Genomic DNA, 19,572 nt, shown 5'->3' with positions numbered 1-19,572 from the left:
GTGTGCGTGGCTCCCGGCATTGAACCCCACAGGCGAGAGGTTTCCATGAAAGAAGGCATTCACCCCAACTACCGCGAAGTCGTTTTCGTGGACCAGTCCAACGGCTTCCAGTTTGTGACGCGCTCGACCGTCCAGACCAAGGAAAGCATTGAAATCGACGGCAAGACCATGCCGCTGGTGAAGCTGGAAACCACCAGCGAGTCACACCCCTTCTACACCGGTACCCAGAAGAGCGTCGACAACCTGGGCGGCCGCGTCGAGAAGTTCCGCAACAAGTTCGCTCACCTCAAGAAGTAAGCGAATGGCGGCCTCAGCGCCGCTTGCACGAGTTGCCGCCAAGCCGGCGCTCCCCAAGACCCACAATCTTGCATTGCCGAGGTCTTCACGAAGGCAGCCCCCAGGCTGCCTTTTGTTTTGCCCGTCTTGCGGCATTATCTGGCTCCAGAACACAAGGACAAGATCCGCGTGAACCTGCCTACCCCCGCCATCGTGCCCGAGCGCGGCGCCCAGCGCCTGCCCCGCTTGGCTTTGCTGCTGTTCTGTGCCGCCTATGTGATTCCGGGCCTCTTCGGCCGGGACCCCTGGCGTCACGCCGATCTCACGGCCTTCGGCTATATGGCCAGCATTGCGCAAGGCCATGCCCCATGGTGGCAGCCCGCCATTGCGGGCATACCGGCCGAGGGTGGCCTGCTGCCCTACTGGGTCGGCGCCCTGGCCATCAAGGCCCTGCCCTTTCTGGAGCCGGCACTGGCTGCCCGGCTTCCCTTTGGACTGGCCCTGGTCGGCGTGCTGTGCCTGGTCTGGTACAGCTGCTTCCATCTGGCGCGCACCGACGCTGCCCAGCCCGTCGCCTTTGCCTTCGGTGGTGAGGCCCATGCGGTGGACTATGCCCGCTCACTGGCCGACGGCGCGCTGCTGGCCCTGGTGGCCAGCCTCGGTCTCTTGCAGCTTGGACATGAGACCACGCCCGAGCTGATGCAGTTGCTGGCGAGCACCCTCTTTCTCTATGGCTTGGCTGCGGCGCCCTATCGTCGCAACAAGGCGCGCCTGGCGGTGTTGCTGGCCCTGCCCATGCTGGCAGCCAGCGGCGCGCCTGCCGTGGCCCTGGCCCTGGGCCTGGGCGGCGCCACGATCAGCCGCATGTCGCGATTCGAGGAGGCTCGGCGGCTTTTGCCTTGGCTGCTGGGATCGACCTTGCTCAGCCTGCTGTGCGCCTGGCTGCTGGACAGCTGGGCGTGGCGGGTCGGCATGGATGCCTATCTGGAGGAGCCGCTGCGCTGGCCCAGTCTTCTGGCCTGGTTCTGTTGGCCAGCCTGGCCCCTGGGTCTGTGGACGCTGTGGCGCTGGCGGCGTTACTGGAGCCATCGCCATGTGAGCGTCCCGCTGCTGGGCTTTGCCGTCCCCTTGGTCGCCAGCCTGCTGATGAACGCTTCGGATCGGGCCCTGATGCTAGGGCTCCCGGCCTTGGCCGTACTGGCCAGCTTTGCCCTGCCGACCCTGCAGCGCGGGGTGGCAGCGGCCATGGACTGGTTCGCCGTCTTCTTCTTCAGCGCGCTGGCGCTTTTCATCTGGGTCTACTACGCATCCATGCAGCTCGGCTGGCCCCCCAAGGCCCTGGCCAATGTGCGCAAGCTGGCGCAGGGCTTTGAGCCCAGCTTCCACCCTCTGGCCCTGCTGGTGGGTCTGCTGGGCACGATCGCATGGCTGGGACTGGTCCGTTGGCGCACTGCACGCCACCAGCATGCGCTGTGGAAGAGTCTGGTGCTGCCCGCCGGGGGGGTTGCCCTGGTCTGGCTGCTGGGCCTGAGTCTGTGGCTTCCGGTGCTGGACTATGCGCGCAGCAACAGGCCCCTGGTGGAGCGGCTGCACAAGCTGCTGGCGACGGAGTCCACGAGTTGCATTGCGGCACCGGGCCAGACCCCGTCCCTGCTGGCCGCCCTGGAATTCCAGGGCGGGTGGCAGGTCGATGCCCGCAGCACGCTCGACAAGAGCCCTTGCAGCCACGCATTGCTGCTGGCGGACAAGCAGCAACTCCCCGCCATTCCCGAGGGCTGGTCCTTGCACGGATTTGTGTCGCGGCCGACCGACCGCACGCAGCACTATCTGGTGCTACGGCAGCGCCGAGACTGAGCCCTTGGCGCGGGCGGGTTTAGCGCCCGCTCTGCTCAGCCAGCGGCAGGGCCGACTCCAGACCGAGCTCGGCCTCACCGTTTTGCTGCCGCACACGCACCGCAGGCAGATGAAGGCGGAACACCGAGCCCTTGCCGATCTCGCTCTCGATCAGCAACTCACCACCATGGCGCTGGACCACATGCTTGACGATGGACAGCCCCAGGCCCGTGCCGCCGGTCTCGCGTGAGCGGCTACCGTCCACGCGATAAAAACGCTCGGTCAGGCGAGGAATGTGCTCGGCAGCAATGCCCGGGCCACTGTCGCTGACGCTGATTTCACCCCCACCGTCGGCCAATGGACGCCAGCCAATCGCGATCTGCCCACCTTCCGGGGTGTAGCGCACCGCATTGGTGGCGAGATTCGCCACCGCGCTGAGCAACTCGGCCTCTACCCCCGCGAGCTCGACCTGTGTCGCCGCTGCGGTCGTAATCTGATGGCGCCCGCCAGACAGGGCCCGCGCATCCGTCACAACGCGCTGCAGCAGCGCATCAAGAACCACCCAACGATCCGGGGCCGGGCGCGGACTGCCCTCCAGCGTGGCCAGGGTCAGCAGATCGCTGACGAGGCTGAGCATGCGTTGTGTCTGCTGATCCATGAGACTGAGAACTCGCTTGCGCTCGGCCTCAGTCAAGGGCAGGCTGGCCATCGTCTCGATAAAACCCGTCAGCACCGTCAGCGGCGTGCGAATTTCATGCGAGACATTGGCCACAAAGTCGCGTCGCATCGCCTCGGCCCGCTCACGCTCGGTGACATCGAGGCTCAGCACCAGGCGCATGCCCTCCCCATAGGCCCTGACAATCACCGAGAGCATGGCCCGCCCACGGGTATTGCTGAGCATCAGTGGCTGCTCATAGTGCCCGGCCTGCAGATAGCTCACAAAGGCGGGATAGCGGACCAGATTGGTGATGCGCTGACGCAGGTCCCGCAAAGGATCCAACGAGAAGTGATCACCGGCCACCCGGTTGCACCAGACGATCTGATCCTGGGCATCCAGCATCAAGACGCCATTGGGCGAGGCCTCAATGGCCGAGAGGAACTGCTGCAGCTGCTGCTGTTCGCGCTGCAGCGCCTTGTCACGGTCCCGTATGGCGCGCTCGACGCGATAGCCCAGTTCGCCCCACAGACCCGCATCCCGCGGAGCCTGCTCCTGCTGGCTGCCGCGCAGCCACTGGATCAGGCGATGCCCACGCAGCGCATCGAGCAAGACCAGGGCCCCAACCCCACTGGCAGCCCCCAGCAATTCACCGAGAAGCGGCAGCCTGGACCATGAGCCAGCCACATTGCCAACAAAGGTCCCCAGCGCAACCGCGATGGCCGCGATCAACAGCCGGGGAATCAACCAGCCCATCGACTCGGCCACGGCAAAGCGTCCGTCAGGCCGAAACAGCACTGATCTGCTGGGTCAGCCGGTAGCCGGCGCCGCGCACAGTCTCGATCATGCGCGCGCATTGGACACGCTCCAGGGCCTCGCGCAAGCGCTTCACGTGCACGTCCACCGTACGCTCCTCGATGAACACATGGTCACCCCAGACCCTGTCCAGCAGTTGCGAGCGGCTGTGCACGCGCTCGGGATGCGTCATGAAGAAATGCAGCAGACGGAATTCGGTGGGCCCCAGCTTGACCTCCACGCCAGCTCGGCTGACGCGACGCGTGCCAGGATCCAGGCTGAGTCCCGAGACCTCCACCACCGAATCCAGAGCCTCAGGCGCCTTGCGGCGCAGCACGGCCCGGATGCGAGCCAGCAGTTCGTTGGTGGAGAAGGGTTTGGTGAGGTAGTCATCGGCACCGGCGTCCAGGCCCGAGACCTTGTCGGTCTCGTCCGCGCGCGCGGTCAGCATGATGACGGGCAGTTCCTTGGTCCGGGCTGCGCCGCGCCACTGGCGCGCCAGCGCCAAGCCGGACTGGCCCGGCAACATCCAGTCCAGCACCACCAGATCGGGCAACACACGATCCACTTCCAGCTGAGCCTGGTCCGCACTGCCGGCCAGGGTGACCTCAAATCCAGCGTGGCGCAGATTGATGGAGATGAGTTCGGCAATCGCCGATTCATCTTCCACGACGAGGATACGACTCATTTTTTAGTCCTTTCGGAGCGCAGGCTCAGCGCAACATATTGGCTGCAGCCTCGGGCGTGTTGTGCCGCACGTCCGTGCCCTTCACCACGTAGATGATGGCCTCAGCCAAGTTCTTGGCGTGGTCGCCGACGCGCTCGATGGCCTTGGCCACAAACACCAGATCGATGGACGAGGAGATGGTGCGTGGGTCTTCCATCATGTAGGTGATCAGCTTGCGCAGCAGGCCGTCAAACTCCTTGTCGATCGCATCATCCTGCTTGAGCACTTCCAAGGCCTTCTCGACGTCCAGACGCGCAAAGGCGTCAAGCGCCTTGCGCAGCTGGGCTACGGCCAGCTCAGCCTCGAAGCTGAGATCGGACATGGGCAGGCGCAGGCGGCTGGACACGCCGGCATTAACCAGGCGCTGGACCGTGCGCGCCACACGTGATGCCTCATCGCCCACGCGCTCCAGATTGGCGATGGTCTTGGAGATGGCAATCAGCAGACGCAGATCACGGGCCGTGGGCTGGCGCCTGGCGATGATGCTGTGCAGCGCATGGTCGATCTCGACCTCCATGGCATTGACTTGCTCCTCGGTGCGCAGCACGGTCTGGGCCTGTTCGCTGCTGAACTGCACCAGGGCTTCCACGGCCTGGGCCACCTGGGCTTCTACCAGGCCGCCCATTTCGAGCACACGGGTGGATATGCCGCTGAGTTCGGCATCGAACTGGGTGGAGAGATGCTTGTCGCTCATTCTTTGCTCCTTGTAGGACCGGGCCCTAAACAGCACCGGCCCGATTCGCTTGACTTCGCTGACGCGAAGCCCGCCTCGTCGCTACATCACAGCCTTGTTTCGGGCTCAGCCGAAACGACCCGTGATGTAGTCCTCCGTGTCCTTGCGCTTGGGCTTCATGAACAGCTCGGCCGTCGGGCCGAATTCGATCAGGTCACCCAGGTACATATAGGCCGTGTAGTCCGAGCAACGTGCAGCCTGCTGCATGTTGTGGGTCACGATGGCGACGGTGTAGTCCGTCTTGAGCTCGTGAATCAGTTCCTCGATCTTGCCGGTAGAGATCGGATCCAGGGCCGAGCAGGGCTCGTCAAGCAGCAACACCTCGGGCTTGATGGCAATGCCGCGCGCGATGCACAGACGCTGCTGCTGACCACCAGAAAGGCCGGAGCCGCTCTGGTTGAGCTTGTCCTTGACCTCGTTCCACAGCGCGGCCTTCTTGAGGGCCCATTCCACCCGTTCGTCCATTTCGACGCGCGGCAGGGTCTCGAACAGGCGCACGCCGAACGCGATGTTGTCGTAGATGGACATCGGGAAAGGCGTGGGCTTCTGGAACACCATGCCAATCTTGGCGCGGATCAGGGACACGTCTTCCTTGCTGGTCAGGATGTCGCTACCGTCCAGCAAGATCTGGCCCTCCGCACGCTGTTCGGGATAGAGCTCGAACATGCGGTTGAGCGTGCGCAACAAGGTGGATTTGCCGCATCCCGAGGGGCCGATGAAGGCGGTGACCTTCTTCTCGGGAATCTCCAGATTGATGTTCTTCAGCGCATGGAAATTGCCGTAGTAGAAGTTCAGGTTGCGCACCGAGAGCTTGGCCTTCTCGGTCACCGGCATGTCAACTTTCGCGTCCATGGTCATGGCTCTCTTTTCTTTAATGCTTGTTCTTGAACAGCACGCGCGCCAGGATGTTCAGCAGCAGCACGCCGATGGTGATGATGAAAACGCCCGCCCAGGCCAGCTTCTGCCAGTTCTCGTAGGGGCTCATTGCAAATTTGAAGATGGTCACCGGCAGGCTGGCCATGGGCTCACCCAAGTTCGAGGTCCAGAACTGGTTGGACAGCGCGGTGAACAGCAGCGGCGCGGTCTCACCGGCGATGCGCGCCAGGGCCAGCAGGATGCCGGTGATCACGCCAGCTCGCGCGGACTTCAGGGTCACCGACAGGATCACCTTCCACTTCGGCGTGCCCAAGGCGTAGGCAGCCTCGCGCAGCGCATTGGGAATCAGGGCCAGCATGTTCTCTGTGGTGCGGATCACCACCGGAATCACGATCAGCGCCAGCGCCAGAACACCGGCAAAGCCCGAGAAGCTCTTCATCTTGGTGACCACCACCGCATAGATGAAGAGGCCGACGACGATGGAAGGCGCCGACAACAGGATGTCATTGATGAAGCGAACCGCGCTGCCCAGCCAGGTCTTCTGGCCATACTCGGCCAGGTAGACACCGGCCAGGATGCCGATCGGCGTGCCCAACAGCGTTGCCAAGCCCACCATCAAGGCGGATCCGGCGATCGCATTGGCCAGACCGCCGGTTTCCGCCAAGGGCGGCGGCGTCATCTCGGTGAAGGCGGCCATCGACAGGCCACCCAAGCCGAGGCGAACTGTCTCGAACAGGATCCAGATCAGCCAGAACACACCGAACGCCATGGCCAACAGGGAGAGGGTCAGGGCCAAGGTGTTCAGACGCTTGCGCTTGGCATGCATGGCCAGGCGCTTGGCATCCAGGGTGGTGACGCTCATGACCGCGCTCCCTCGTTCTTCTTCAATTGGGACAACAGCACCTTGGAGCAGGCCAGCACCACGAACGTGATGAAGAACAGCACCAGGCCTAGATAGATCAGCGAGGCCTGGTGCAGGCCCTCACTGGCTTCAGCGAACTCGTTGGCCAGCGCCGAGGTGATGCTATTGGCAGCCTCGAAGACCGACAGGGAGTCCAGCTGATTCATATTGCCGATCACGAAGGTCACGGCCATGGTCTCACCCAGCGCACGCCCCAGGCCCAGCATGATGCCGCCGACCACACCGGTCTTGGTGTAAGGCAGCACCACCTTCCAGACCACCTCCCAGGTGGTAGAGCCCAGACCATAGGCCGACTCCTTCAGCAGCGGCGGCGTGACCTCGAAGACGTCGCGCATCACCGAGGCGATGAACGGAATGATCATGATGGCCAGGATGATGCCGGCGGACAGGATGCCGATACCCACCGGCGGCCCCGAAACCAGGGCGCCGAGAAAGGGCACACCCGTAAACATGCTCTGCAGCGGCTGCTGCACATAGGTGGCCAGGATGGGGCCAAACACCAGCAGGCCCCACATGCCGTAAACGATGGAAGGCACGGCGGCAAGCAGTTCGATGGCCGTACCCAGGGGCCGACGCAGCCAGCCTGGCGACAGCTCGGTCAGGAACAGCGCAATGCCGAAGCTCACCGGAACCGCGATCAGCAGCGCGATGAAGGACGTCATCAGCGTGCCGTAGATCATCACCAGACCGCCAAACTTCTCCTGCACCGGGTCCCATTCGCTGGTCCAGAGGAAGGCGAGCCCAAACTCCTTGATGGCCGGGGCCGCGCCAATCAACAGGGAGATGATGATGCCCACCAGCAAGGCCAGCGTGAGCCACGCCGCACTGTGAGCGAGGAAGGAGAACAGCGCATCGGCCCAGGGAGCAACGCGACGGCGCGAGGGCGGACTACCCTGGGGCTGCACGCGCTCGGACTGGCCTGCGGCATCGTAGTTATTGGCGGGGAGTATTGCGGCCACGGGGCCTCCGCTGAGGGTTTGAGAGAGAACGAGAATCGGCCAGCGCCCCTTGCGACACAGCCCGGCTAGCTGGAGAGCTGCCGGGCTGCGACTTGCGGCTCAGGCCTGAGACATCACTTGTAGGTGATGGCCTTGCCGGAGGCGTCCTTCAGATTGTCCGCCCACTGCTTGCGAACCAGATCCTTGACGCTGGCGGGCAGCGGCACATAGTCCAGATCGTCGGCCATCTTGTCACCATTGGCGTAGGCCCAGTCGAAGAACTTCAGGGAAGCAGCGGCAGAGGCCGGCTTGTCCTGGGTCTTGTGCATCAGGATGAAGGTGGCGCCGGTGATGGGCCAGCTGTCCTTGCCGGGCTGCTCGGTCAGAACCTGGAAGAAGCTCTTGGCCCAGTCAGCGCCAGCGGCCGCAGCCTTGAAGCTGCTGTCGTCGGGGTTCACGTAGACGCCGTCCTTGTTGCGCATCTGCACATGGGACATCTTGTTCTGCTTGGCGTACGCATATTCGACATAGCCAATGGAGTTGGGGAGGCGACCGACAAAGGCCGACACGCCCTCATTGCCCTTGCCACCCGCACCGGTCGGCCAGTTCACGGCCGTGCCCTCGCCCACCTTGGCCTTCCACTCCGCATTGACCTTGGAGAGGTAGTTGGTGAACAGGAAGCTGGTGCCCGAACCGTCGGCGCGACGCACGACGGCGATGGCGGCATCCGGCAGCGCAACGCCAGGATTCAGACTGGTGATGGCTGCATCATTCCACTTGGTGATCTTGCCCAGGTAGATGTCGCCCAGCACCTGGCCGGTCATCTTGATCTGACCCGGGGTGATGCCCTTGATGTTCACCACCGGCACCACACCGCCGATCACGGTCGGAAACTGGATCAGGCCATCCTTGGCCAGCTCATCGTCCTTCAGCGGCGCATCGGTGGCACCAAAATCAACCGTCTTGGCCTTGATCTGGCGGATGCCAGCACCCGAACCGACGGACTGGTAGTTGATGCGGGCGCCGCTGGCCTTGTTGTAGGCATCGGCCCACTTGGCGTAGACCGGAGCCGGGAAGGAAGCACCTGCACCCGTCACATCCTGAGCCAGCGCCAGAGGGGCAGCAGCCACACCTGCCGCGAAAACAAGACCCTTGCTCAATCGCACGATATTCATAGCAGCCCTATTGAAGTGCTTGGTTGACGATGCCCGCCATCCTATGAACCAAATATGACAAGGACGTGACCGCCATGACGCCTGGGACCCGGGGTCGCAAGCCTGTCATTTTTAGTTCACCCAGCCGTCACATAGCAAGCCTAGAGTGCGGCGGCATGGGCACAAGCCCTAGATCGGAGATCTCAAGCCATGATGAACAAGACCGCCCAACTGCTCACACTCGGCGCCATCAGCCTGACACTGCTGGGCTGTGCCAATACACCCGCCCCGGCGCCCTTGGCCGACACCCTGGGTCGTGACGCGCAACTCAGCACCTTCAACCGCCTGGTGGACCAGGCCGGGCTGCGGGACAGCCTGCGCGGCGCCGGCCCGCTGACCGTTTTCGCCCCCAGCGATGAGGCTTTCACGGCACTTCCGGCCAAGACCCTGGAGGCCTTGAGCCAGGACAGCGCCCAACTCAAGGCCGTGCTGAGCTACCACATCGTGGCCGGCAAGCTGCCCACAGCCGAGGTGAAGAACGGCAATGTCAAGACCCTGCAGGGCGCCAATGTCGCCATCTCCAAGGCAGGCAGCTACGTGACCGTCGAAGATGCCATGGTGCAGCGCGCCGATGTGGCAGCCACCAATGGCGTGGCCCACATCATCGATCGCGTCCTGGTGCCGCCCAAGAAGTAAACCAGCTCTCGGCGCAATCAATGCAAAAAAGCCCGCCAAACGGCGGGCTTTCGCATTTGCGTCAGTTCTGCAGCGCACCGCCTGCAGCCTGCGGCCTGCCTGATTGAGCTCAGGCGCGCACGGCGTCCACCAAGCGCTCGGCACATTGCTGAGCAAGGCTCGCCTCGCTGGCCTCCACCATGACGCGCAAGAGCGGCTCCGTACCCGAGGCCCGAATCAGCACCCGGCCACGCGAACCCAGATCGGCGGTGACCTCGGCCTGCTCTCGCGCCAAGCGTGCATTGCTCTTCCAGTCCTGGCCGGGCTGCAAGCGAACATTGATCAGGGTTTGCGGAAACAGCTCCACCCCAGCGAGTTGTTCGGACAAGCTCTTGCCGGTGCGGCAGATGGACTGCAAGACCAGCAGAGCGCTCACGATGCCATCACCCGTGGTGTGCTTGTCCAGCGCCAGCAGATGGCCCGACCCCTCCCCACCCAGCTGCCAGCCTCGTGCCGCGAGTTCTTCCAGCACGTAGCGATCACCGACCTTGGCACGCACAAACTCGACATCGCGAGACTTGAGAGCCAACTCCACGGCCATATTGGTCATCAAGGTGCCCACAGCGCCAGGCACACGCAGACCTTGGGCGAGCCGATCCGCCACCATCACGTAGAGCAACTCGTCACCGTTGTACAAGCGCCCCTGCGCATCCACCAAGAGCAGCCGGTCGGCATCGCCGTCAAGCGCCACGCCGTAGTCGGCGCCGTGCTCCTTGACCGCGGCAACCAAGGCCGAGGGCGCCGTGGCGCCGAACCCCGCATTGATATTGAAACCATCGGGCTTGCAGCCAATCGCGATGACCTCGGCACCCAGCTCGTGGAATACATCCGGCGCCACGTGATAGGCGGCGCCATGCGCGGCATCCACCACGATCTTCAGCCCACGCAGGCTCAGGTCAGAGCCGAAACAGTTCTTGCAGAACTCGATGTAGCGGCCTCGCGCGTCCTCAAGGCGCCTTGCGCGCCCCAAGCTGGCCGAGTCAACCCAAGAAGGCGCATCTTCCAAGGCCCGCTCAACAGCCTGCTCCCAGGCGTCGGGCAGTTTCTCGCCCGAGGCCGAGAAGAACTTGATGCCGTTGTCGGCAAAGGGGTTGTGCGAGGCGCTGATCACCACGCCCAACTGCTGCCTCAGGGCACGGGTCAGATAGGCCACGCCGGGCGTCGGAAGCGGCCCCGTCAGCAAAACATTGACACCAGCGGAAGCAAAACCTGCCTCCAGAGAAGACTCCAGCATATAGCCGGAAATCCGGGTGTCCTTGCCAATCAACACGCTGGGGCGAGCCGCCCCAGAATCGCGGCGCAGAACGCGTCCGACGGCATGTCCCAGACGCAGCATGAAATCCGGCGTGATCGGCGCCTGGCCGACGGTCCCACGAATGCCATCGGTCCCAAAGTAGTTACGGCTCATTGCGAGCAAGCTCCAGTATTCCCTGATAGATGCGTATTCTCGCCCAGCCCGGGCCCACCAGCCGCAGCCCAGACCTTGAGCGCGTCCACGGTTGCCGCGACATCATGCACACGCAAGACGCGCGCGCCATGGCTCACGGCCGCCAAGGCGGCTGCCAAGCTGCCCGGCAGTCGTTCGCCGACAGCGCGGCCCGTCAACTCACCCAGCGCCCGCTTGCGCGACCAACCGACCAGCAGGGGGTAGCCCAGGGCCAGCAAGCCGCGCTGCCCACGCAGCAATTCCCAGTTTTGCTCGGGCGTCTTCGCAAAGCCATAGCCCGGATCCAGCACGATGCGAGCCGCCTCGATGCCGGCCGCCCGGGCCGCCGCCGCGCGCTGGGACAGGTACGCGCGCACCTCGGCGCACAGGTCTTGATAGTCACATAGCGTGGCCATGGTTTGTGGCTCGCCACGCATATGCATGAGACAGACGCCCGCCGACGGATGGCCTGCAAGCAGCTCCAGCGCCCCCGGCGCCGTGAGCGCCTGCACATCGTTGATGATGTCCACACCGAGATCCAGGGCGCGCCGCATGACCTCGACGCGCCTCGTATCCACTGACACGGGGACCCCCAGCGTCAGCGCCACGCGCAGCACTGGCTCAATGCGTCGCCACTCCGTCTGCACATCGATGGCGGCCGCTCCCGGGCGGGTGGACTCACCGCCGACATCAAGCACATCAGCCCCTTCCAGCAAGAGGCGTTCGCAATGTGCAATCGCCGCCGCCACCCCTTCGTGTGCCCCGCCGTCGGAAAAGGAGTCCGGCGTCACATTGACGATCCCCATGACCCGGGGACGCCGCAGATCCAATACAAAGCGTGTAGTTTGCCAAAGCATGCCGTGAGACTCTCTTGCCGGGCAACATGCTGCGCCCGCGGCAAAACAAAGGGGTCGCCCTTGCGGTGCGACCCCTGTGAACAAAAAACCCGGATCAGGCTGCGGCCGGAGCGCCTCCGGTGCTGACCGGGGGCAGCGAGCCATCAGCCTTGTTGCCACCGGACGGAGGCGTCCAATCCTTGGGAGGACGCGGTGGGCGGCCATCCATGATGTCATCGATCTGCTCGGTATCGATGGTCTCCCATTCCAGCAGCGCCTTGGCCATGGCGTGCATCTTGTCCTGGTTGTCCTCGATGAGCTTGCGAGCCACCGCATACTGGTCGTCAATGATGCGCCGGATGACCGAATCCACCTTGCGCATGGTTTCCTCGGACATGCTCGTGGTCTTGGTCACCGAGCGTCCCAGGAACACCTCGCCCTCGTTCTCCGCGTAGACCATGGGGCCCAGTTCATCGGTCATGCCGTAGCGGGTGACCATGTCGCGAGCTATCTGGGTGGCGCGCTCGAAATCATTGCTGGCACCGGTGGTCATTTGGTTCATGAACACTTCTTCAGCGATGCGTCCACCGAAGAGCACGGAAATGGTCGAGAGCATGCGCTCCTTGTCCATGCTGTAGCGATCGCCTTCGGGCAGCTGCATCGTGACCCCCAGAGCGCGGCCACGCGGAATGACCGTCACCTTGTGCACCGGATCAGTCTTGGGCATGAGACGAGCCACCAGCGCATGACCTGCCTCATGGTAGGCCGTGTTGCGACGCTCTTCCTCGGGCATGACCATGGACTTGCGCTCGGGGCCCATCATGATCTTGTCCTTGGCCTTCTCGAAGTCGACCATCTCGACCACGCGACCGTTGCGGCGTGCAGCGAACAGTGCAGCCTCGTTGACAAGATTGGCCAGATCGGCACCAGAGAAGCCGGGCGTGCCGCGTGCCAGGATGTCAGCCTTGATGTCCTGGCCCACGGGCACCTTGCGCATATGCACATTCAGGATCTGCTCGCGGCCACGCACATCGGGCAGGGTCACGTAAACCTGACGGTCAAAGCGGCCGGGACGCAGCAATGCGGGGTCCAGGATGTCGGGGCGGTTGGTCGCCGCCATCACGATCACGCCCAGATTGGTCTCGAAACCATCCATCTCCACCAGCATCTGGTTGAGCGTCTGTTCCCGTTCGTCGTTGCCACCACCGAGGCCGGCGCCGCGATGACGACCCACCGCATCGATTTCATCCACGAAGATGATGCAAGGCGCACTCTTCTTGGCCTGCTCGAACATATCGCGGACACGGGCTGCGCCCACACCCACGAACATCTCGACAAAGTCCGAACCCGAGATCGAGAAGAAAGGCACCTTGGCCTCGCCAGCGATGGCCTTGGCCAGCAAGGTCTTGCCGGTGCCCGGAGGGCCGACCAGCAGGACACCGCGCGGAATGCGGCCGCCAAGCTTCTGGAACTTCTGGGGGTCCTTGAGAAAGTCCACCAGTTCCTTGACCTCTTCCTTGGCCTCATCACAACCGGCCACGTCGGCAAAGGTCGTGGAGTTGTTGGCCTCGTCCAGCATGCGTGCCTTGGACTTGCCAAAGCTGAAGGCACCGCCCTTGCCGCCGCCCTGCATCTGGCGCATGAAGTACACCCAGACGCCGATCAGCAGCAGCATCGGGCCCCAGCTGACCAAGAGGCTCATCAGCAGAGAGGGCTCCTCGCGCTGCTTGACGTCGAACTTGATGCCGTTGTTGATCAGATCACCGACCAGACCGCGATCCAGATAGGTGGCGGTGGAGCGCACCTTCGTGTCGTCGTTGCGGATGGCCACGATCTCGGTGCCGCCAGCACCCTCCTGCAGAGTGACCTGCTTGATGCGCTTGGAGCGCACTTCTTCCAGGAAGTCCGAGTAAGCCAGCTGGTTACCCTGAGTCGCGCCCCGATCAAACTGCTTGAAAACGGTGAAGAGCACCAGGGCTATCACCATCCAAACAGCTACCTTCGAGAACCACTGATTGTTCACCGCGACTCCTTTGATTCATTCAGCTATGCCACACCATCGGCGGCACTTGCACGGCATATGGGGTTGATTCTATTGCAGTCAAGCCCCTGGGCCCGATTGACTTTTCCACACAGGCTCATAGAGATTGCCAAGGCTTCACGCCCGGACCGCTCTAGAGCCCCTACTTCAGGCCGATACCCACCAGAAAGGTCTCGGCAGAGCGATCTCGCGAGGCCTTGGGCTTGATGGGCTTGACCTTCTTGAAGGCCTTCTTGAAAGCCTCCACCAGCTGGGTGTAGCCGCTGCCGTGAAACACCTTGGCCACCAAGACGCCCTCCGGCTTGAGATGCTGGCGCGAAAAATCGATGGCCAGTTCCACCAGGGCCTCGATGCGAGCCGCATCGGTGATCTCCACCCCGGACAGATTGGGCGCCATGTCCGAGACCACCAAGTCCACGGGCCGGTCGCCCACGGCGGCTTCCAGCTGTCGCAACACGGCCTCGTCTTCGAAGTCACCTTGAATGAAGTGCACGCCCTCGATGGGTTCGAAGTCCAGCAGATCCAGCGCGATGATGGTGCCATTGAGCTCACCCACGGCCGCGCCACCGACGCCGGCGGCCTTGGGCGCAAAGCGCCGGCGCAGATACTGGCTCCAGGCGCCGGGAGCCGCCCCCAGATCCACCACCACCTGGCCCGGCCTGACCAGGCGCAGTTCCTCGTCAATTTCCTTGAGCTTGTAGGCGGCACGGGAACGATAGCCCTCTTTCTGGGCCTGCTTCACATAGGGGTCGCTGACATGGTCGTTCAGCCACGCCTTGTTGACTTTCTTGCTCTTGGTTTGAATTTTCATCTTGGACGGATAATACGGGTATGCCTGCAATTCAACTGACCCCTGCCCAGCGCAAGGACAAGCGCGCCGATGCCCATCACCTGAATCCGGTGGTGATGATCGGTGCCGATGGCCTCACCCCTGCTGTGAGCAAGGAAATCGACGCCGCCCTCAAGGCCCACGGCCTGATCAAGGTCCGCGTGTTCTCCGACGATCGCGCCGCCCGTGAAGGCATGCTGCAGATCCTGGCCGACCAGCTCGACGCCGCCCCGATTCAGCACATCGGCAAGCTGCTGGTGCTGTGGCGCCCCATGCCGGAGAAGGAGAAGACTCAGCGCGAAGACGCCATGCCGGCCCCGCGCGTGGTCAAGATCGTGAAGTTCTCCAAGAACGGCAATGGCCGCCCGCAGATCAAGAAGCTCAATGTGCTGGGCAACCAGCGCGTCGCCCAGGGCGGCGAGCTCAAGCGCGCCAAGAAACGCCAGACCAGCGTCAAGAAGAGCACCCGGGACTGAGCGCCCTCAAGCCCGGGGCGCCCTGCCCTGGGCCTTGTCTGCCCGCTCAGCGCCGTGAGCTGGCGCGCCAGGCCAAAGCCAGCACCAGCACAATCTTGAGCCCGAACAGGGCCAGCGAGATGCCGTGCAGAGTCGCGAAGGACAAAGCCCCCTGCCCCGCTCGCGCCGCCGCCATCATGGGCTGCAGCGCAAAGTAGCCCGCCACGGTACAGAACAGCGCGCCGGCCGGCAGCAGCAGATCCGGCGAGAGTGTTCGCACTTGGCCATCGCGTGCCAGGCGCCGCGCCATCATCATCAGCAGCAGGCCCAGCGCCAGGCTTGTATGGGCCTCCAGCGAGAACAGGCGCCCCACATAGGCGCCGGCCTGCGCGCGCTCCAGCACCGCAAAGGCATTGGGGGCGGCCAAACCGGCGACGCATAGCAGAAGGCCGCCCCAGAGGGCGGCCAGCAGGGCTTGGGCGCGCTGCAGCATCAGACCAGGCTCACTGGTAGCGGACCTCGACGATCTCATAGCGCTTGATGCCACCGGGGGCTTGCACCTCGGCCACATCACCGGCTTCCTTGCCGATCAGCGCGCGCGCGATGGGCGAGGAGATGGAGATCAGACCCTGCTTCAGGTCGGCCTCGTCGTCACCCACGATCTGGTAGGTCACGGCCGCGCCGCTTTCCTCTTCTTCCAAATCCACCGTGGTGCCGAACACCACCTTACCGCCGGCATCCAGCTCCGAGGGGTCGATGATCTGGGCGGTCGAGAGCTTGCCCTCGATCTCGAGGATGCGCCCCTCGATGAAGCCCTGCTTGTCCTTGGCCGCGTCATACTCGGCGTTCTCGGACAGGTCGCCCTGGGCACGCGCTTCGGCAATGGCGTTGATCACGGCATGACGCTCGACCGTCTTGAGTCGATGCAGTTCTTCCTTAAGCTTCTCGGCGCCGCGCTTGGTCAGAGGGATCGTGGCCATCTTTATCAAAAAAACTAGAGAGAAGACAAAATGAATCCGCCGCCGCTCAGGAGCCCCTGAGGCGCGGCGGCGGATCTTCTGGGAACGGAGTTTAGACCAGTTCGGCGTGCAGTTCCTGCAGGGATTGCACCAGCAGGCCGTCCTGGTGCTTCATGCCCTCCACGGCAGCTTCGCAGCCGGCCATGGTGGTGTAGTAGGTCACGCGATTGGCCAGGGCCGCCTGGCGGATGTGGCGGCTGTCGGCAATGGCGGTGCGGGTCTCATCCACGGTGGTGAACACCAGCTGAATCTCGCCGCCCTTGATCATGTCCACGATGTGCGGACGGCCGTCCTTGACCTTGTTGACCACGGTCACCGGCACGCCGGCCTCGGCAATCGCCGCAGCCGTGCCCTTGGTGGCCACCACGCCAAAGCCCAGGGCGTGCAGATCCTTGGCCACCGCGATGGCGCGGGGCTTGTCGGCGTTCTTGACCGTGATCAGCACATTGCCCTGGCGCGGCAGGCGGCTGCCAGCCCCCAGCTGGCTCTTCAGCATGGCTTCGCCAAAGGTCTTGGCCGCCCCCATCACCTCGCCGGTGGAGCGCATCTCGGGGCTGAGGATGGGGTCCACGCCCGGGAACTTGTTGAAGGGGAAGACGGCTTCCTTGACGCTGTAGTAAGGCGGCACCACCTCGGCCGGCGCGCGGCCCTTGCGATCCTTCTGGTCCTTGAGCTTGACGCCCGCCATGCAGCGCGCGGCGATCTTGGCCAGTTGCTGGCCGGTGGCCTTGCTCACATAGGGCACGGTGCGCGAGGCACGCGGGTTCACTTCCAGCACATAGACGGTGCAGGCCGCGAGGCCCTTGGTCACATCGCCCTGGATGGCGAACTGCACATTCATCAGGCCCACCACCTTCAGGGCCTTGGCCATGGCAGCGGTCTGGCGGCGCAGCTCGTCCTGGATGTCGGCGGCCAGGGTGTAGGGCGGCAGGGAGCAGGCCGAGTCGCCGGAGTGGATGCCGGCCGCCTCGATGTGCTCCATGATGCCGCCGATCATCACATCGCTGCCGTCGGAGATGCAGTCCACGTCCACCTCGACCGCATCCTCCAGGAAGCGGTCCAGCAACACGGGCGACTTCTCGCTCACGCGCACGGCCTCGCGCATATAGCGCTCCAGATCCTTGTCGCCGTGCACGATTTCCATGGCGCGGCCGCCCAGCACATAGCTGGGGCGCACCACCAGGGGGTAGCCGATCTCATTGGCCAGCGTCACCGCCTGCTCTTCGGTACGGGCGGTGCGGTTGGGCGGCTGCTTGAGGCCCAGCTCGTGCAGCAGCTTCTGGAAGCGCTCGCGGTCCTCGGCCACGTCGATGGAGTCCGGGCTGGTGCCGATGATGGGCACGCCATTGGCTTCCAGGTCCAGTGCCAGCTTCAGCGGGGTCTGGCCGCCGTACTGCACGATCACGCCGACCGGCTTTTCCAGTGCCACGATCTCCAGCACGTCTTCCAGCGTCACCGGCTCGAAGTAGAGGCGGTCCGAGGTGTCGTAGTCGGTAGACACGGTTTCGGGGTTGCAGTTGACCATGATGGTCTCGTAGCCGTCTTCGCGCATGGCGAGGGCGGCATGGACGCAGCAGTAGTCAAACTCGATGCCCTGGCCGATGCGGTTCGGACCGCCGCCCAGCACCATGATCTTCTTCTTGTCGGTGGGCTCGGCCTCGCACTCCTCGTCATAGGTGGAGTACATGTACGCCGTCTCGGTCGCGAACTCGGCCGCGCAGGTGTCCACGCGCTTGTAGACCGGGCGCACGCCCTGGGCGTGACGGGCCTTGCGCACCTCGTGCTGGTTGGTGCCCAGCAGCTTGGCCAGGCGCTTGTCCGAGAAGCCCTTTTGCTTCAGCAGGCGCAGCTCAGCCGTGGACAGAGATTCCAGCGTGCGGCCCTTGATCGAGGCCTCGATCTGCACGATCTGCTCGATCTGGGCCAGGAACCAGGGGTCCACCGCCGTCTCGTCAAACACTTCCTGCAAGCTCATGCCCACGCGGAAGGCGTCGGCCAGGAAGAGGATGCGCTCGGGACCGGGCTCGCCGATCTCCTGCACGATCTCCTCGCGGTCGGTCGAGCGCTCGCTCAGGCCGTCGATGCCGGTCTCCAGGCCACGCAGGGCCTTCTGGAAGGATTCCTGGAAGGTGCGGCCCATGGCCATCACCTCGCCCACCGACTTCATCTGCGTGGTCAGGCGCGAGTCGGCCATCGGGAACTTCTCGAAGGCGAAGCGCGGGATCTTGGTGACCACATAGTCAATGGAAGGCTCGAAGGACGCCGGGGTCACGCCGCCGGTGATGTCATTCTTCAGCTCGTCCAGCGTGTAGCCCACGGCCAGCTTGGCCGCGATCTTGGCGATGGGGAAGCCGGTGGCCTTGGAGGCCAGGGCCGAGGAACGCGACACGCGCGGATTCATCTCGATCACGATCATGCGACCGTTCTTGGGATTGATCGAGAACTGCACGTTCGAGCCGCCGGTGTCCACGCCGATCTCGCGCAGGATGGCGATGGAGGCGTTGCGCAGCAGCTGGTATTCCTTGTCCGTCAGGGTCTGGGCCGGGGCCACGGTGATGGAGTCACCGGTGTGGATGCCCATGGGATCCAGGTTCTCGATGGAGCAGACGATGATGCAGTTGTCCGCCTTGTCGCGGACCACTTCCATCTCGTATTCCTTCCAGCCGATCAGGGACTCCTCGATCAGCAACTCATTGGTCGGCGAGAGGTCCAGACCGCGCTTGCAGATCTCTTCGAACTCTTGCGGGTTGTAGGCAATGCCACCACCGGTGCCACCCAGCGTGAAGCTGGGACGGATCACCATGGGGAAGCCGCTGCCGCCGATCTCGGCCTGGATGCGCTTTTGCACCGCCCAGGCTTCTTCCAGCGAATGCGCGATGCCGGACTTGGCCGAGTCCAGGCCGATCTTGGTCATCGCGTCCTTGAACTTCAGGCGGTCCTCGGCCTTCTCGATCGCATGCTCGTTGGCACCGATCATCTCGACCTTGTACTTCTCCAGCACGCCATGGCGATGCAGGTCCAGGGCGCAGTTCAGCGCGGTCTGGCCACCCATGGTGGGCAGCACGGCGTCGGGGCGCTCCTTGGCAATGATCTTCTCGACCACCTGCCAGGTGATGGGCTCGATGTAGGTGACGTCCGCGGTATCCGGGTCCGTCATGATGGTCGCCGGGTTGCTGTTGACCAGGATGACCTTGTAGCCCTCTTCGCGCAGAGCCTTGCAGGCCTGGGCGCCGGAATAGTCGAACTCACAGGCCTGGCCGATGATGATCGGGCCGGCGCCGATGATGAGGATGCTCTTGATGTCGGTACGTTTTGCCATTGT

Annotated in this window: 18 protein-coding genes; 4 read left to right on the top strand and 14 right to left on the bottom strand. The window is 63.9% G+C overall.

Annotation, left to right across the window (positions count from 1 at the left end):
• Positions 1–45 precede the first annotated feature (45 nt).
• Together DFR39_RS07480 and DFR39_RS07475 are read left to right on the top strand one after the other, a co-directional pair.
• A complete protein-coding gene (locus DFR39_RS07480) occupies positions 46–297 on the top strand; it encodes a type B 50S ribosomal protein L31 (protein ID WP_133602900.1) in 252 nt (83 codons plus the stop codon).
• A gap of 168 nt (positions 298–465) precedes the next feature.
• Positions 466–2,130, top strand: coding sequence for a hypothetical protein (locus DFR39_RS07475; protein ID WP_133602899.1), 1,665 nt, complete (start codon positions 466–468; stop codon positions 2,128–2,130).
• A 19-nt stretch (positions 2,131–2,149) separates the two neighbouring features.
• Here the strand turns inward: DFR39_RS07475 and phoR are convergent, their stop codons facing one another.
• The 7 genes from phoR to pstS form a co-directional block, all read right to left on the bottom strand.
• On the bottom strand, positions 2,150–3,520 hold the full coding sequence (gene phoR, locus DFR39_RS07470; protein ID WP_133602999.1) for a phosphate regulon sensor histidine kinase PhoR: 1,371 nt from the start codon (positions 3,518–3,520) through the stop codon (positions 2,150–2,152).
• 25 nt (positions 3,521–3,545) lie between these two features.
• Entirely contained in the window at positions 3,546–4,247 is a 702-nt protein-coding gene (gene phoB, locus DFR39_RS07465; protein ID WP_133602898.1) for a phosphate regulon transcriptional regulator PhoB, read from the bottom strand.
• 25 nt (positions 4,248–4,272) lie between these two features.
• Complete coding sequence (gene phoU / locus DFR39_RS07460) at positions 4,273–4,980, bottom strand: phosphate signaling complex protein PhoU (protein ID WP_133602897.1); 708 nt, start codon at positions 4,978–4,980, stop codon at positions 4,273–4,275.
• 105 nt (positions 4,981–5,085) lie between these two features.
• The gene (gene pstB, locus DFR39_RS07455; protein WP_133602896.1) at positions 5,086–5,871 is read right to left on the bottom strand and encodes a phosphate ABC transporter ATP-binding protein PstB; all 786 of its coding nucleotides are present in this window, start codon (positions 5,869–5,871) and stop codon (positions 5,086–5,088) included.
• 19 nt (positions 5,872–5,890) lie between these two features.
• Complete coding sequence (gene pstA, locus DFR39_RS07450) at positions 5,891–6,757, bottom strand: phosphate ABC transporter permease PstA (RefSeq protein WP_133602895.1); 867 nt, start codon at positions 6,755–6,757, stop codon at positions 5,891–5,893.
• On the bottom strand, positions 6,754–7,722 hold the full coding sequence (gene pstC, locus DFR39_RS07445) for a phosphate ABC transporter permease PstC (RefSeq protein ID WP_246030744.1): 969 nt from the start codon (positions 7,720–7,722) through the stop codon (positions 6,754–6,756). The genes pstA and pstC overlap by 4 nt, the downstream gene beginning before the upstream one ends.
• Before the next feature lie 167 nt (positions 7,723–7,889).
• Complete coding sequence (gene pstS / locus DFR39_RS07440; RefSeq protein WP_133602893.1) at positions 7,890–8,930, bottom strand: phosphate ABC transporter substrate-binding protein PstS; 1,041 nt, start codon at positions 8,928–8,930, stop codon at positions 7,890–7,892.
• A gap of 189 nt (positions 8,931–9,119) precedes the next feature.
• On the opposite strand from pstS, the gene DFR39_RS07435 reads away from it, so the two are divergent.
• Positions 9,120–9,605, top strand: a complete 486-nt coding sequence (locus DFR39_RS07435) for a fasciclin domain-containing protein (RefSeq protein ID WP_419789835.1) — start codon at positions 9,120–9,122, stop codon at positions 9,603–9,605.
• A gap of 109 nt (positions 9,606–9,714) precedes the next feature.
• Here DFR39_RS07435 and glmM read toward each other — a convergent pair whose 3' ends face one another.
• The 4 genes from glmM to DFR39_RS07415 form a co-directional block, all read right to left on the bottom strand.
• Complete coding sequence (glmM, locus tag DFR39_RS07430) at positions 9,715–11,052, bottom strand: phosphoglucosamine mutase (RefSeq protein WP_133602892.1); 1,338 nt, start codon at positions 11,050–11,052, stop codon at positions 9,715–9,717.
• Complete coding sequence (folP, locus tag DFR39_RS07425; RefSeq protein WP_133602891.1) at positions 11,049–11,927, bottom strand: dihydropteroate synthase; 879 nt, start codon at positions 11,925–11,927, stop codon at positions 11,049–11,051. The genes glmM and folP overlap by 4 nt, the downstream gene beginning before the upstream one ends.
• A gap of 94 nt (positions 11,928–12,021) precedes the next feature.
• Positions 12,022–13,929, bottom strand: a complete 1,908-nt coding sequence (gene ftsH / locus DFR39_RS07420; RefSeq protein WP_133602890.1) for an ATP-dependent zinc metalloprotease FtsH — start codon at positions 13,927–13,929, stop codon at positions 12,022–12,024.
• A 160-nt stretch (positions 13,930–14,089) separates the two neighbouring features.
• Positions 14,090–14,758 (bottom strand): RlmE family RNA methyltransferase, encoded by a 669-nt coding sequence (locus DFR39_RS07415; protein ID WP_133602889.1) that lies wholly within the window; start codon positions 14,756–14,758, stop codon positions 14,090–14,092.
• A gap of 20 nt (positions 14,759–14,778) precedes the next feature.
• Between DFR39_RS07415 and DFR39_RS07410 the strand changes: the two genes are divergently transcribed.
• On the top strand, positions 14,779–15,252 hold the full coding sequence (locus tag DFR39_RS07410; RefSeq protein ID WP_133602888.1) for a YhbY family RNA-binding protein: 474 nt from the start codon (positions 14,779–14,781) through the stop codon (positions 15,250–15,252).
• A gap of 46 nt (positions 15,253–15,298) precedes the next feature.
• On the opposite strand, the gene DFR39_RS07405 is transcribed toward DFR39_RS07410, so the two are convergent.
• From DFR39_RS07405 to carB, 3 genes are all read right to left on the bottom strand, one after another.
• Complete coding sequence (locus DFR39_RS07405; protein WP_133602887.1) at positions 15,299–15,724, bottom strand: DUF4149 domain-containing protein; 426 nt, start codon at positions 15,722–15,724, stop codon at positions 15,299–15,301.
• Between the two features lie 10 nt (positions 15,725–15,734).
• Complete coding sequence (gene greA, locus DFR39_RS07400; RefSeq protein ID WP_133602886.1) at positions 15,735–16,211, bottom strand: transcription elongation factor GreA; 477 nt, start codon at positions 16,209–16,211, stop codon at positions 15,735–15,737.
• A gap of 91 nt (positions 16,212–16,302) precedes the next feature.
• Positions 16,303–19,569 (bottom strand): carbamoyl-phosphate synthase large subunit, encoded by a 3,267-nt coding sequence (carB, locus tag DFR39_RS07395; RefSeq protein WP_133602885.1) that lies wholly within the window; start codon positions 19,567–19,569, stop codon positions 16,303–16,305.
• Positions 19,570–19,572 lie beyond the last annotated feature (3 nt).

Origin of the sequence: Roseateles asaccharophilus, assembly GCF_004362405.1 — a bacterium.
GTDB classification, from domain to species: Bacteria; Pseudomonadota; Gammaproteobacteria; order Burkholderiales; family Burkholderiaceae_C; genus Kinneretia; species Kinneretia asaccharophila.
Note: the sequence above shows the minus strand (reverse complement) of the source record. Positions and strands in the feature narration are given on the sequence as shown.